This is a genomic window from Micromonospora sp. NPDC000663 (assembly GCF_042898105.1).
Classification (GTDB): Bacteria; Actinomycetota; Actinomycetes; order Mycobacteriales; family Micromonosporaceae; genus Micromonospora.
In genome coordinates this window covers 204,600-217,447 of sequence record NZ_JBIAYR010000001.1, presented here as the reverse complement: position 1 = coordinate 217,447, position 12,848 = coordinate 204,600, and the positions used below count along the sequence as shown (strand labels likewise).

Genomic DNA, 12,848 nt, shown 5'->3' with positions numbered 1-12,848 from the left:
GCACCTCGGCCTTACCGTCCTCGAACACCTGCCGCCTAGCGTCGGCTCCCATGAGCGATCGTGAAGCGGTGGCACACCTGCTGCGCCGGGCCACCTTCGGGCCGACCGCCGACGAGGTGGACGCGGCCGAGCCCGCCGGGCCGGCGGCGACGCTGGATCGGCTGCTCGCCCCGGGCCGGGCCGACCGGGGCGCGGCGGCCACCCCGCCGCCGGCGCTGCCCGCCGACCCGTACGCCGCTCTGACCAGGGAGTCCACCCGCGAGCAGCGGCAGAAGGCCAACGCGGAGCGCCGCAGGCAGCTCCAGCAGGTCACCGAGTGGTGGCTGGACCGGATGGTGGTCGCCGAGGACGGGCTGAGCGAGAAGCTGCTCTTCTTCTGGCACGGGCACTGGGCCACGAGCGCGCAGAAGGTCCGCTCGGCCTCGATGATGCTCGGGCAGTTGGCCACGCTGCGCCGGCACGGTCGGGGGCCGCTCGGTCCACTGGTCGCCGCCATGGTGCGCGACCCGGCTCTGATCATCTGGTTGGACGGGCAGAAGAACACCCGAAAGGCGCCGAACGAGAACCTGGCCCGCGAGCTGATGGAGCTGTTCACCCTCGGCATCGGCGGCTACACCGAGGCCGACGTGAAGGCCGGCGCGCGGGCGCTGACCGGCTGGGTGGTGGACCGGCGGGCCGGCACCGCCCGATTCGAGGCGCGCCGGCACGACCCCGGGGAGAAGACGATCCTCGGGCGCAGCGGCCGGTTCGACGCCGAGGCGTACGCCGGACTGCTGGCCGCCCAGCCCGGGGCCGCGACGTTCGTGGCCGGGCGGCTGTGGTTCCGCTACGCCGGCGCCGACGTCCCGGCGCCGGACGGCCTGGCCGGTGCGGACACCGACGCGACCCTGCGCGCGGTCCTGTCCGCGCCGGCTTTCGCGCAGAGCCGGGGCACGCTTGTGAAGCAGCCGGTGGAGTGGCTGGTCGGCGCGCTGCGCCAGCTCGGCATCCGCCCGTCGGCGCTGCCCGAGCAGCAGCGCAAACAACTGCTGGGCGGGCTGAACGCACTGGACCAGGTGCCACTGCGCCCGCCCAGCGTGGGCGGCTGGCCGGCCGGGGCGGCCTGGCTGACCACCTCGTCGTTGCAGGCCCGACTCCGGCTGGCCGGGATGCTTGCCGCCGCCACGGCACCGGCGGTGCTGGACCGGCTGACCGCCGCGCCCGCCGCCGGCCGACCCGACGCGCTGGCCCGGCTGCTCGTCGTCGACGGCTGGGGCGCCCGCACCCGGGCCGCCCTGACCCCACTGGCCGGCGAGCCCCGCAAGCTGCTGGCCGCCGGCCTGGTCAGCCCCGAGTACACAGTCAGCTGAGCGGAGGAGTCGAGAGATGGACACCCTGACCCGACGGAGGTTCCTGCTCACCAGCGGAGTGGTGGGCGCGGGCGCGCTGGCCGCCGGGGCCGGCGCGTACAGCCTGCGGGACCTGCTGGACACCGCCGGCGACAGCGACCCGCAGTCGCGCACGCTGGTGCTGGTCACCCTGTACGGCGGCAACGACGGCCTGAACACGGTCATCCCGTACGGCGACCCGGCCTACCGGGCGGCCCGCCCCGAGCTGGCGTACCCGGACTCGGAGGTGCGGCGCCTGGACGACGACTTCGGCCTGAACCCGGCCCTGGAGGGCCTGCACCAGCGCTGGTCCGACGGTGGGCTGGCGATCGTGCGCGGCGTCGGCTACCCGAAGCCGGACCGCAGCCACTTCCGCTCGATGGACATCTGGCACACGGCGCAACCGGACCGGCCGGGCACCACCGGTTGGCTGGGCCGTTGGCTGGACCGGGCGGGTGGCGACCCCCGGCTGGCGGTCTCCTTCGAGCCTGCGCTGCCGCCGCTGCTGGCCGGGGAGCGTAGCGCCGGCGCCGCGGTGCCGGTGACCGACCGCAAGGCCGCCAAGGGGTTGTCGGCGGAGACGCTTGCCGCATTCGCCGCCCCCGAGGCGGGCGAGTCGGCGGCCCGGGGGCGGGCGGCCGCCTGCTTCGCCGACCTGCGCTCGGTGGACGAGATGATCCGCCAGGTACGCGACTCGGCCGACCCGGACGCGGCGGACCCGGACGGCGAGCAGGCGCCCGCCACCGCCACCGGCGGTGCCCGCACACCGCTCGACGCGCAGCTGGACCTCGTAGCCCAGTGCGTCGAGGCGGGGGTGTCCACCCGGGCCTTCTCGGTGTCGCTTGGCGGCTTCGACACGCACGCCGACGAGAAGCAGTTGCAGGCCGTCCTGCTGGGACAGGTGGACCGGGCGTTGACCGGGTTCGCCGACCGGATGGCCCGCACCGAGGCGGGCCGCAGGGTGGTGGTGGCGGTCTACTCCGAGTTCGGTCGCCGGGTGAAGGCCAACGCCTCGGACGGCACCGACCACGGCACCGCGTCGGACATGCTGCTGCTCGGCGCCGGGGTACGCGGCGGCTGGCACGGCGAGGCGCCCAGCCTCACCGACCTCGACGACGGCGACCTGAAATACACAACCGACTTCCGGGACGTCTACGCGACGCTTCTGGAACGGGTGCTGGGCGCCGACCCGGGCCCGGTGCTCGCCGACTGGCGGGGACGCCTGGACAAGCTCTTCTAGTCGTCCTCTTCCGGGTCCTGGTTGGCCTCGGCGCCCAGCACGAACGCCTGCATTGCCAGCTCGTCGCCGGACGGTGACACGAACGCGGGCAGCTCGCGCGGGCCCAGCTCCTGCACGTAGGACCAGAACAGGCGGACCGCCTCGGCCGGGGTGTCGGCCTCGATGGGCAGGTCGAGGCTGACCAGCCAGGTGCGTCGCGCCTGTGGCGGGCCGAGCTGGTCGGCAAGCGCCCGGAAGGCCGCCGGCTCCAGGGCGGTGACCGGCCCGTCGAGGGTGAGCAGGTCGGCCGGCACCGGCTCGTCGAAGGCCCGCCGGGTGTACGCGACGACGAGCGTGCCCGGCTCGACCGGGGACTGCGGGTCGTCCGGGTCCTCGCGGTGGCGTCGTCCCGGCTCGGTGACCCGGCCGAGGGCCACCAGCCGTGGCGGCGCGTCGACCAGCACTGCCACCTGGTCGCCCGGCCCTGGCCGGGCGACGTCGGTCAGCCCGGTCAGCTCCAGCGTGTCGTGGTGCACGAGCCGCTCGGCCTCGTACCGCTCGGCGGGCAGCAGCACCGCCCAGGTGCCCGTCTCGTCGGCGTTGCCGGCCGCACCGGCCCGCTGTGCGGTCTCGGTCGTCATGCCTGCCATCTCATCACGCCGCCGGTGGGAGGGTGACGTGACAGCCGACGATGTGATCGTCGACCATTCCGGTGGCTTGCATCAGCGCGTACGCGGTGGTGGGGCCGACGAACCGGAAGCCGCGCTTCTTGAGTGCCTTGGCCATCGCCGTCGACTCCGGGGTGATCGGCGCCAGCTCGGCGAACGAGGAGGGACGGGCTGGCCGCTGCTCCGGGGCGAACGACCACAGCAGCGTGGACAGCCCCTCGGGCAGCTCCAACGCGGCGCGGGCGTTGGCGACCGCCGCCTCGATCTTGGCCCGGTTGCGGACGATGCCCGCGTCGGCGAGCAGCCGGGTCACGTCGGCGTCGTCGTACCGGGCGACGGTCGGGATGTGGAAGTCGTCGAAGGCGAGCCGGAACGCCTGACGCTTGCGCAGGATGGTCAGCCAGGACAGGCCGGACTGGAACGCCTCGAGTGTCATCCGCTCGTAGAGGGCGTCGTCGCCGCGCAGCGGCCGCCCCCACTCGGTGTCGTGGTAGACGGCGTAGTCCGGGGTGCTCGCCCCCCAGGCGCAGCGGGCCAGCCCGTCGGCGCCGATCACCAGGTCAGTCACCTCGACCACGCTAGGGCATCGCACCGACAGCCCATTGCCACCGGCCGCCCGGCTGCCTATGGTGCTTGTTACCGACCGGTAGGACCGGGTCACCCACCGGTGCTCCCCCACCGCCGACGGCACTGGAGGTGGCGCGATGAAGGAGTTCCCGGACGTCATCGCCTGGTCGATCCCGGCCTTCTTGCTGCTCATCGTGCTGGAGCGGGTGTCCTACCTGCTGCACAGCGACGACGACGAGGTCGGCTACGCCGGCGCGGACACCGCCACCAGCCTCGCCATGGGGCTCGGCAGCGTCTTCACCGACCTGCTCTGGAAGGTGCCGATCGCCGCCGCGTACGCGCTGCTCTACGCGCTCACCCCGCTGCGGGTGGCCGAGGTCTGGTGGACCTGGCCACTGGTCCTGCTCGCGCAGGACTTCTTCTACTACTGGTCGCACCGGGGACACCACGTGATCCGGATCCTCTGGGCGTCGCACGTGGTGCACCACTCGTCGCAGCGGTTCAACCTCTCCACCGCGCTGCGCCAACCGTGGACCGGCCTGACCAGCTGGATCTTCTACATCCCGCTGGTCCTGGCGGGCGTACACCCGGCGGTGGTGGCGTTCTGCGGGTCGGTCAACCTGCTCTACCAGTTCTGGATCCACACCGAGCGCATCGACAGGATGCCGCCCTGGTACGAGTTCGTGTTCAACACCCCGTCGCACCATCGGGTGCACCACGCCTCGCAGGGCGGCTACCTGGACCGCAACTTCGGCGGCATCCTGATCGTCTGGGACCGGCTGTTCGGCTCGTTCGCGCCGGAGCGGGAACGCTGCGTGTACGGGCTCACCAAGAACGTCGGCAGCTACAACCCGGTCCGGGTGGCCTTCCACGAGTACGCGTCGATCGGCCGGGACGTGCGCTCCGCGGCGAGTTGGCGGCACCGCGCCGGCCACCTGTTCAGGGCACCGGGATGGCAGCCGACGCCGGGCGTGCTCAGGGCAGCCGGCCCTGCTCGACCAGACGGGCGAACCTCTTCAGCGCCTGGGTGAGGCCGAGCTTGGAACCGGGCCACAGCACCGGCCACGCCAGCCGGCCGGCCGGGCCGCCCGGCAGGTGGAACCACTCGTGCCAGACGACCTGGGTGCGGGCCCGGTCCAGTTGGGTGCAGCGCAGCACACCCGGGCCGCGCAGCAACTGGCCGTAGTGCACCACGCCGATCTCGTACGGCTCGTCGACCCGGACGACCCGCATCTCGTCCCGCAGGGTCGCCCGGCCGATCGCGGTCACCGCCTCGATCCGGCTGCCCTCGCGACCGTCGCCCTCGACGACGCGCACCCGGGTGAAGGGGATCCAGTCGGACTGGCGCTCCCAGGCCAGCAACGCGGCGAAGACCCGTTCCGCCGGGGCGTCGACGATCACCGTGGCGGTCACCTCGCCGGCGCCGGGTTGGGCCGCCTCCCGCAGATCGTCGGCGCCCTCCGGGCCGGTCACGCCGACTCCGACCGGACCACCGCGTCGTTCCTGCTGGTGTCGTCGGCGGCGGGGGCCACGCCGTCCGCGTCCGCGGTCGAGGAGGTGGCGTCGGCCCGCTCGTCGGCGTCGGTCGAGCCGAGCGGGGCCGCCGGCTCGGCGTCGTCGGCAGAAGTCGCCCCGTCGACGGGAGCCACGCCGTCGGCGTCCGCCGGGGAGGAGGTGGCGTCCGGCTGCTCAGCCGCGCTCGCCGACTGTTCGCGGGCCTTGCGCAGCACGTCCGCGTCGGCGGTACGGCCCTCACGCAACGCGATGACCTCCGACTCCAGTACGCCGATCAGCTCCGACTTGTAGCCGATGTCGTACGCCGCGCGGCGCATCGCCTGGTCGACCTGGGCCATTCGGTACCCGCGCAGGCCTGTGTCGAAACGGACAGCTCCCACATCGGATTCGCGCAGCGGCCGGGTGCCGGGCAGCGGCACGGCCTGGGAATCCGGCTCGACCGGCACCAGGCCGGGGTCGCGACCGCTGACCAGCACCGTCACACCGAAAACGACAGCCGCGACGGTCAACGCGACGACCAGGAGGAGCAGAAGCTGACCCATGCACTGATCGTGGCACGACGGCCGGCCGGTAGCGACCCCACCACCCCGATCACGATCGGCGCCCACGGCCGCACTGCGGCGCGGCAGTCCGACCGGCTAGCGTCGGGACGCACCGACGCGGCGGCGCCGGTGCGGATCCTCAGGAGGCGGGCATGGCCGGGGCGCTTCGGCTGGGCGGGCGGACGTTCGCCCCGGACGAGCTGGTGGTGATGGCGATCGTCAACCGCACACCGGACTCGTTCTTCGACAGGGGTGCCACCTTCGCCGCCGAGAGCGCGCTGCGCGCCGTCGAGCGGGCGGTGGACGAGGGCGCGGCCATCATCGACATCGGCGGGGTGAAGGCCGGCCCCGGCGCCGAGGTGGACGTCGCCGAGGAGATCAGGCGCACGGTGGACACCATCGCCGCCGTCCGGGCCGCGTTCCCGGAGGTGGTGATCTCCATCGACACCTGGCGCGCCGAGGTGGCGACGGAGGCCGTGGCCGCCGGCGCGGACCTGCTCAACGACACCTGGTCGGGCGCCGACCCGGCGCTGGCCCGGGTGGCCGCGCAGACCGGCGCGGGCCTGGTCTGCTCACACGCGGGCGGGCTGGTGCCGCGTACCCGTCCGCACCGGGCCGCGTTCGACGACGTGGTCACCGACGTGGTCGCGACGGTGACCGGGCTCGCCGAGGGCGCGGTGGCGGCGGGGGTACGCCCCGACGGCATCCTCATCGACCCGGCGCACGACTTCGGCAAGAACACCAGGCACTCGTTGGAGATCACCCGTCGGCTGGACGAGCTGACCGGGACGGGTTGGCCGGTGCTGGTGGCGCTCTCCAACAAGGACTTCATAGGCGAAACGCTCGACCTGCCGGTGACCGAGCGGCTGGAGGGGACGCTCGCCGCCACCGCGATCTCCGCCTGGCTGGGTGCCCGGGTGTTCCGGGCCCATCAGGTGGCGCCCACCCGTCGGGTGCTGGACATGGTGGCCTCGATCCGCGGTGACCGCCCGCCCGCGGCGACCCGTCGGGGCTTGGCCTGACCGGTCGTCGCCGTAACCGGCCGCGAACGGTCCGGCGGACCGGCGCGATCGCCGGTGCCCTCGGCGGTCACGTCCAGCGCAGGATGTTCCTACGCCACGCGTAGAGGATGCCCAGCGCCAGCACCGCCACGAACACCGCCATCTCCACCACCGTCACCAGGCCGAACCCCGGGCGGTCGAAGACCACAGCCCACGGGAAGAGGAACACCGCCTCGACCGCGAACAGCACGTACAGGTACGCGTACACGTAGTAGCGGATCTGCATCTGCGCCCAGTCCGCGCCGACCGGGTCGAGCCCGCACTCGTAGCTGGTCCGCTTGCCGGGCGGGTCGGCCGGACGCGCGGGACGTAACACCCGGTTGGCCGAGAACGCCACTACGAAGAACAGGACGCTCGCGAGCAGGAGGAGCCCGAGCGTCGCGTAAGAGCCCAGGTAACCGGTCACATGGGCAGCCTAGCGCCCAAGCGGGGCGGCCGATCCGAACACGTTACGGATTTGTTTCCGGACGGGACTAGTGCACTGGGGCAACTGTTACCGAATATTGGAATCCCACTCATGTCACCGGAGGACAGATGGCCCGCGTGAAGGTCTCGCCCGATCGCCGGGCTGCAGGGCCGCGCCCGACAACTCTGCTGGTGACCTCGCTGGCGCTCGGCCTGGCGGCGGCGCTCGCCGTGGCCCCGACGTTCGCCGGCGCGGCGGTGCCGCGCGCGTACCCGATGGCCGCCGCGGCGACCGACCCGGTGACCGAACCGGAGACGGACCCCGAGACCACGCCGGCGCAGGAGCCCACCCCGACCGAGGACCCGGGAGGCGACCCGTCGCCCACCGAACCGGCCCCGGAGACCACCGCGCCGCCTCCCGAGACGACCCCGCCGGCAGCGGTGACCACCGCTCCGGAGGTGCCCCCGGCGCAGACGACCACCGCCCCCGCGCCGGGCGGCACGACCGGGCCGTCCACCCCCCGGCCGCCGGCCCCACCAGCGCCCCCGGGAACGCCGCCGAGCCCGCTGGGCGTACAGGTCACCACCGGGGACATCACTTTGACCAGGGCGTACTGGAACGCGGCGAGTACGACCGCGACGCTGCGCGTCACGGTGACGAACACCGGCACCACCGCGCAGCGGGTACGGCTCTCCTACACCGTGCCCCCCGGCCTGAGCGACGCCGGGACGAAGGGATGCACCGCCGTCGGTGGCGGCACCTACCGGTGCGGGGCCTGGACGGCAGGCGTGGGCGCGCGGTTCAGCAGCCTCCTGCGGCTCCGGGTGACCGGCGACGCGTGGAAGCAGATGCCGCTGAGCGGGACGGTTCGGGTCACCGCGAGCGCGCCGGGGGTGACCGGCGAGGTGACCGACAACCAGGGCTTCGCGGTGCTCTTCCCGCCCGGCCCGCCGGTCCCCGGGATCTCGCTCGACGCCGACGAGGTGGCCTTCGACATCAGTGGCGCGGCGAGCACCCTCGCGGTCCAGCTCGGTAACACCGGCACGGTGGACGCCGCCGGCCGGATCGAGGTGGTCCTGCCGGCCGGGGTGAGCGTTCCGGCCCCACCTGCTGGCTGCGTGGCGGTCGGCCCCACGCGGGTCCGCTGCGACGCCGGCACGGTGCCGGCGGACGGGACCAGCGAGCTGCGGCTCCCGGTGGAGGCGACGCCCGAGGCGCAGCGCGAGGCGCCGCTGTCCGGCGCGGTGATCGGCCAGCTCGACCCGCGCAGCGGCCCGACGCGTCAGGTGCAGATGAGCTTCCGGATCACCGCCGCGGCGGCCCTGGCCACTCCCGTGGTGTCGCCGCCCGCGCCGACCGGCTCCCAGGGCGTACTCCCGGCCGGAGGGGCCACCGGCAACGGCGGGATGTCGTCGGTGCAGCGCACCGCGATCATCCTGATCGCGGTCTCCGGGCTCCTGGTGGTGCTGGCCCTCACTCTCGCCACCGCCTCGCTGCGGCGCCGGCTGCGCGACCCGGCGCCGGATCCGAGCCCCCCGCCCACGGACTGACGGGCGTCGCTCGACCTGGGATCCGGGTGATCTGGATTACGGCGTGCCGGGCGAAACGTCGCATTACTGCGCAAATCATGGCCCATTCCGGTCCCAGTCGGCGGACCTCCGGGGAAGCTCGGGGGTCTGTTCGACGTAGGCTCTCAGGTGAGGAACGACAGCGACCGGACCACCTGGGGCGGTGCGGTGCAACGTTGCGTCAAGGAGGTCCCGTGGCCGGGCAAGGCGAGGTCACCATCATGTTCAGCCGCCCGCGCGACCGCGCGCAGCGAAGCGAGGTGCAGGCACAGTGACCAAGCAGATCCGTCAACTCGACCGGGTGGTCATCCGGTTCGCCGGTGACTCCGGCGACGGCATGCAGCTGACCGGCGACCGGTTCACCTCGGAGACGGCGCAGCTCGGCAACGACATCTCCACGCTGCCCAACTTCCCCGCCGAGATCCGGGCCCCTGCCGGGACCCTGCCCGGCGTGTCCAGCTTCCAGGTGCACTTCGCCGACTACGACATCCTCACCCCTGGCGACTCGCCGAACGTGCTGGTGGCGATGAACCCGGCGGCGCTCAAGGCCAACCTGGCCGACCTGCCGCGCGGCGCGGACATCATCGTCAACACCGACGAGTTCACCAAGCGCAACCTGGCGAAGGTCGGCTACCAGACCAGCCCGCTCGACGACGACTCGCTGGCCGGCTACGTCGTGCACCCGGTGGCGTTGACCTCGATGACCGTCGGCGCGCTGGCCGCGTACCAGGTGTCCAAGAAGGACGCCGAGCGCTCGAAGAACATGTTCGCGCTGGGCCTGCTCTCCTGGATGTACTCCCGTCCGTACGAGTCGACGCTGCGCTTCCTGGAGCGCAAGTTCGCGTCCCGTCCGGAACTCGTGGCGGCGAACGTGGCCGCGTTCAAGGCCGGCTGGAACTTCGGCGAGACCACCGAGGACTTCGCGGTCCGCTACGAGGTCAAGCCGGCGAAGATGCACCCGGGCACCTACCGCAACATCACCGGGAACGCGGCGCTCTCGCTGGGCCTGGTGGCCGCCGGGGTCCGCTCTGGCCTGCCGGTCTTCCTCGGGGCGTACCCGATCACGCCGGCGTCGGACATCCTGCACGAGCTGAGCAAGCACAAGCGGTTCGGCGTGCTCACCATGCAGGCCGAGGACGAGATCGCGGCCGTCGGCGCCGCCCTTGGCGCGTCGTACGGCGGTTCGCTGGGCGTGACCACCACCAGCGGCCCGGGCGTCGCGCTCAAGAGCGAGACGATCTCCCTCGCGGTGGCCCTGGAGCTGCCTCTGGTGATCGTGGACGTGCAGCGCGCCGGCCCGTCGACAGGTATGCCGACCAAGACCGAGCAGGCAGACCTCAACATGGCGCTCTACGGTCGCCACGGCGAGGCGCCGATCGCGGTGATCGCGCCGAAGTCACCGTCGGACTGCTTCTTCGCGGCGCTGGAGGCGGCGCGGATCGCGCTCACCTACCGCACGCCGGTGATCCTGCTGTCCGACAACTACGTCGCCAACGGCTCCGAGCCGTGGTTGCTGCCGGACGTGGAGTCGCTGCCCGACCTGCGGGTCGAGTTCGCCACCAGGCCCAACGGCGACGACGGCACCACCTTCCTGCCCTACCTGCGCGACCCGGAGACGCTTGCCCGCCCGTGGGCGATCCCCGGCACGCCGGGGCTGGAGCACCGGATCGGCGGTCTGGAGAAGGCCGACAAGACGGGTGACATCTCGTACGACCCGGCCAACCACGACTTCATGGTGCGTACCCGGGCCGCCCGCATCGAGACGATCCCGGTGCCGGACATCGAGGTGGAGGACCCGGACGGTGACGCCCGGGTGCTGGTGCTCGGCTGGGGCTCGACGTACGGGCCGATCGGCGCGGCGTGCCGGCAGCTGCGCCAGCGGGGCCTGTCCATCGCCCAGGCGCACCTGCGGCACCTGGCCCCGATGCCTGCCAACCTCGGCGAGGTGCTGCGCTCCTACGACAGGGTGGTCATCCCGGAGATGAACCTGGGCCAGCTCGCCCACGTCATCCGGGCCCGCTACCTGGTCGACGCGATCAGCTACAACCAGGTCCGCGGCCTGCCGTTCACGTCCGCCGAGCTGGAGACGACGCTGGAAGAGGTCCTGAAGAATGTCTGAGCCCGTCGCCCTCAAGCTCACCGCGAAGGACTTCAAGTCCGACCAGGAGGTGCGCTGGTGCCCCGGCTGCGGTGACTACGCGATCCTGGCGGCGATCCAGCAGTTCATGCCGGAGCTGAACATCCCCCGCGAGCGGACCGTCTTCGTCTCCGGGATCGGCTGCTCGTCGCGCTTCCCGTACTACATGAACACGTACGGGATGCACTCGATCCACGGTCGCGCCCCGGCGATCGCGACGGGCCTGTCGGTGTCCCGTCCGGACCTGTCGGTCTGGGTGGTCACCGGCGACGGCGACGCCCTCTCCATCGGTGGCAACCACCTGATCCACGCGCTGCGGCGCAACGTCAACCTCAAGATCCTGCTGTTCAACAACCGGATCTACGGTCTGACCAAGGGTCAGTACTCGCCCACCTCCGAGGTCGGCAAGATCACCAAGTCGACCCCGGTGGGCTCGGCGGACGCCCCGTTCAACCCGCTCTCCCTCGCCCTCGGCGCGGAGGCAAGTTTCGTCGGCCGGACCATCGACTCCGACCGCAAGCACCTCCAGTCGGTGCTGCGGGCCGCCGCCGAGCACCAGGGCTCGGCGTTCGTGGAGATCTACCAGAACTGCAACATCTTCAACGATGGCGCGTTCGACCAGCTCAAGGACCCGACCACCCGGGACGACTACCTGATCCGCCTGGAGCACGGCCAGCCGATCACGTTCGGTGCCGACGGGCGGTTCTGCGTGGTGCACCCGCCCGGTGGCTTCGGCCTGGAGGTCCGGGAGACCAGCTCGGTCCGTCCGGAGGAGATCGTCGTGCACGACGCGACGGTCACCGACCCGGCGTACGCGTTCGCGCTGTCCCGGCTGCCGGGTCTGGACCTGCGCAACACCCCGATCGGGGTGTTCCGCTCGGTGGACCGGCCGTCCTACGACAGCGTGGTGCAGAGCCAGCTGGCCGCCGCGAAGGCGGAGGTCACCGAGACTCCCGAGCAGCAGCTCGCCGGGCTGCTGGGCAGCGGCGACACCTGGACCATCCTCTGACCCGCCCGATCTGACGTAAGCGGCCGTCCCCGATCCGGGGACGGCCGCTTACGTGTTGACCGGCGCCGCCTCAGCGCTGGGCCGAGGCCGGCACCCAGAGGTCGTCGATCTCCTTCTCGGCCGCCGCGAGGCTCGCCTCGTGCAGCGGGATCAGCTCGGCCATCGCCGGCACCGAGGGTGCCAGGGTCAGCTCGGCGTGGATGAAGCGCGGCTCCAGGCCGGTCATCGAGAGGCCGTGCGGGAGCCACTGCTCCGCGTGGTCCCAGCCGTGGCGCGGAGTGCCCTGGCCGTAGCCGCCGCCCCGGCTGGCCAGCACCACGAACTCCCGTCCGCCGAGCAGGCCCTCCTGTGTCGTGGGGTCGTAGCTGAGGCCGGCGACGATCAGGTGGTCGACCCAGGACTTGACGCTGCTGGGCGCGCCGTAGTTGTAGAGCGGCAGGCCGAGCAGCACCACGTCGGCCCGCTTCACCTCGTCGACCAGCCGCTCGCTGAGCGCCCAGGACTCGCGCTGGGCCGGGGTGTGCTGGTCCGGTGGCGTCATCCGAGCCAGTCCGCCGTCCGCGTCCAGGTGCGGAAGCGGTTCGGCGCCGAGGTCCCGGTAGTCCACCGTGCCGTCCGGGTGGGCCGCACGCCACGCGGCGACCGCTCGGGCGGTGAGCCGACGGCTGATCGACCACTCACCGCGGATGCTCGAATCAATATGCAGCAGATGCATGGTTACCTCTCTAGGGATCGTCTGTGTTACGCCAACTATTTATAGCAGGCAGATGTTCCAGACCATCGGTAGAC

The 12,848-nt window shown here is 72.4% G+C and carries 13 protein-coding genes; 7 read left to right on the top strand and 6 right to left on the bottom strand.

The window, feature by feature from the left end:
- Positions 1-50: 50 nt before the first annotated feature.
- Complete coding sequence (locus ACFY1S_RS01015) at positions 51-1,349, top strand: DUF1800 family protein (RefSeq protein ID WP_387111365.1); 1,299 nt, start codon at positions 51-53, stop codon at positions 1,347-1,349.
- Positions 1,350-1,365: 16 nt separating this feature from the next.
- The gene (locus tag ACFY1S_RS01010; RefSeq protein WP_387111362.1) at positions 1,366-2,607 is read left to right on the top strand and encodes a DUF1501 domain-containing protein; all 1,242 of its coding nucleotides are present in this window, start codon (positions 1,366-1,368) and stop codon (positions 2,605-2,607) included.
- On the opposite strand, the gene ACFY1S_RS01005 is transcribed toward ACFY1S_RS01010, so the two are convergent.
- Both ACFY1S_RS01005 and ACFY1S_RS01000 read right to left on the bottom strand, forming a co-directional pair.
- A complete protein-coding gene (locus ACFY1S_RS01005; protein ID WP_387111359.1) occupies positions 2,604-3,227 on the bottom strand; it encodes a hypothetical protein in 624 nt (207 codons plus the stop codon). The two genes, ACFY1S_RS01010 and ACFY1S_RS01005, sit on opposite strands and share 4 nt — an antisense overlap.
- Positions 3,228-3,240: 13 nt before the next feature.
- Positions 3,241-3,822 (bottom strand): DNA-3-methyladenine glycosylase I, encoded by a 582-nt coding sequence (locus ACFY1S_RS01000; protein WP_387111356.1) that lies wholly within the window; start codon positions 3,820-3,822, stop codon positions 3,241-3,243.
- Between the two features lie 136 nt (positions 3,823-3,958).
- Here ACFY1S_RS01000 and ACFY1S_RS00995 point away from each other — a divergent pair, with 136 nt between their 5' ends.
- A complete protein-coding gene (locus ACFY1S_RS00995; protein ID WP_387111353.1) occupies positions 3,959-4,852 on the top strand; it encodes a sterol desaturase family protein in 894 nt (297 codons plus the stop codon).
- On the opposite strand, the gene ACFY1S_RS00990 is transcribed toward ACFY1S_RS00995, so the two are convergent.
- Both ACFY1S_RS00990 and ACFY1S_RS00985 read right to left on the bottom strand, forming a co-directional pair.
- Positions 4,797-5,294, bottom strand: a complete 498-nt coding sequence (locus ACFY1S_RS00990) for an SRPBCC family protein (RefSeq protein WP_364368562.1) — start codon at positions 5,292-5,294, stop codon at positions 4,797-4,799. The genes ACFY1S_RS00995 and ACFY1S_RS00990 overlap by 56 nt on opposite strands.
- On the bottom strand, positions 5,291-5,878 hold the full coding sequence (locus ACFY1S_RS00985; RefSeq protein ID WP_387111349.1) for a DivIVA domain-containing protein: 588 nt from the start codon (positions 5,876-5,878) through the stop codon (positions 5,291-5,293). Before ACFY1S_RS00985 ends, ACFY1S_RS00990 begins: the two co-directional genes overlap by 4 nt.
- A gap of 152 nt (positions 5,879-6,030) precedes the next feature.
- On the opposite strand from ACFY1S_RS00985, the gene folP reads away from it, so the two are divergent.
- Positions 6,031-6,900 carry a dihydropteroate synthase gene (folP, locus tag ACFY1S_RS00980; protein WP_387111347.1) on the top strand — a complete coding sequence of 290 codons (870 nt, stop codon included), beginning with the start codon at positions 6,031-6,033 and terminating at the stop codon, positions 6,898-6,900.
- Between the two features lie 67 nt (positions 6,901-6,967).
- Here the strand turns inward: folP and ndhC are convergent, their stop codons facing one another.
- Positions 6,968-7,345, bottom strand: coding sequence for an NADH-quinone oxidoreductase subunit A (gene ndhC, locus ACFY1S_RS00975; protein ID WP_139587019.1), 378 nt, complete (start codon positions 7,343-7,345; stop codon positions 6,968-6,970).
- A gap of 191 nt (positions 7,346-7,536) precedes the next feature.
- On the opposite strand from ndhC, the gene ACFY1S_RS00970 reads away from it, so the two are divergent.
- The 3 genes from ACFY1S_RS00970 (at position 7,537) to ACFY1S_RS00960 (ending at position 12,059) form a co-directional block, all read left to right on the top strand.
- Entirely contained in the window at positions 7,537-8,895 is a 1,359-nt protein-coding gene (locus ACFY1S_RS00970; RefSeq protein WP_387111343.1) for a hypothetical protein, read from the top strand.
- Positions 8,896-9,184: 289 nt separating this feature from the next.
- Complete coding sequence (locus ACFY1S_RS00965) at positions 9,185-11,032, top strand: 2-oxoacid:acceptor oxidoreductase subunit alpha (RefSeq protein WP_364368577.1); 1,848 nt, start codon at positions 9,185-9,187, stop codon at positions 11,030-11,032.
- Positions 11,025-12,059, top strand: coding sequence for a 2-oxoacid:ferredoxin oxidoreductase subunit beta (locus tag ACFY1S_RS00960; RefSeq protein WP_357984008.1), 1,035 nt, complete (start codon positions 11,025-11,027; stop codon positions 12,057-12,059). Before ACFY1S_RS00965 ends, ACFY1S_RS00960 begins: the two co-directional genes overlap by 8 nt.
- 70 nt (positions 12,060-12,129) lie before the next feature.
- Here the strand turns inward: ACFY1S_RS00960 and ACFY1S_RS00955 are convergent, their stop codons facing one another.
- Positions 12,130-12,774, bottom strand: a complete 645-nt coding sequence (locus ACFY1S_RS00955) for an FMN-dependent NADH-azoreductase (protein WP_387111339.1) — start codon at positions 12,772-12,774, stop codon at positions 12,130-12,132.
- Positions 12,775-12,848 lie beyond the last annotated feature (74 nt).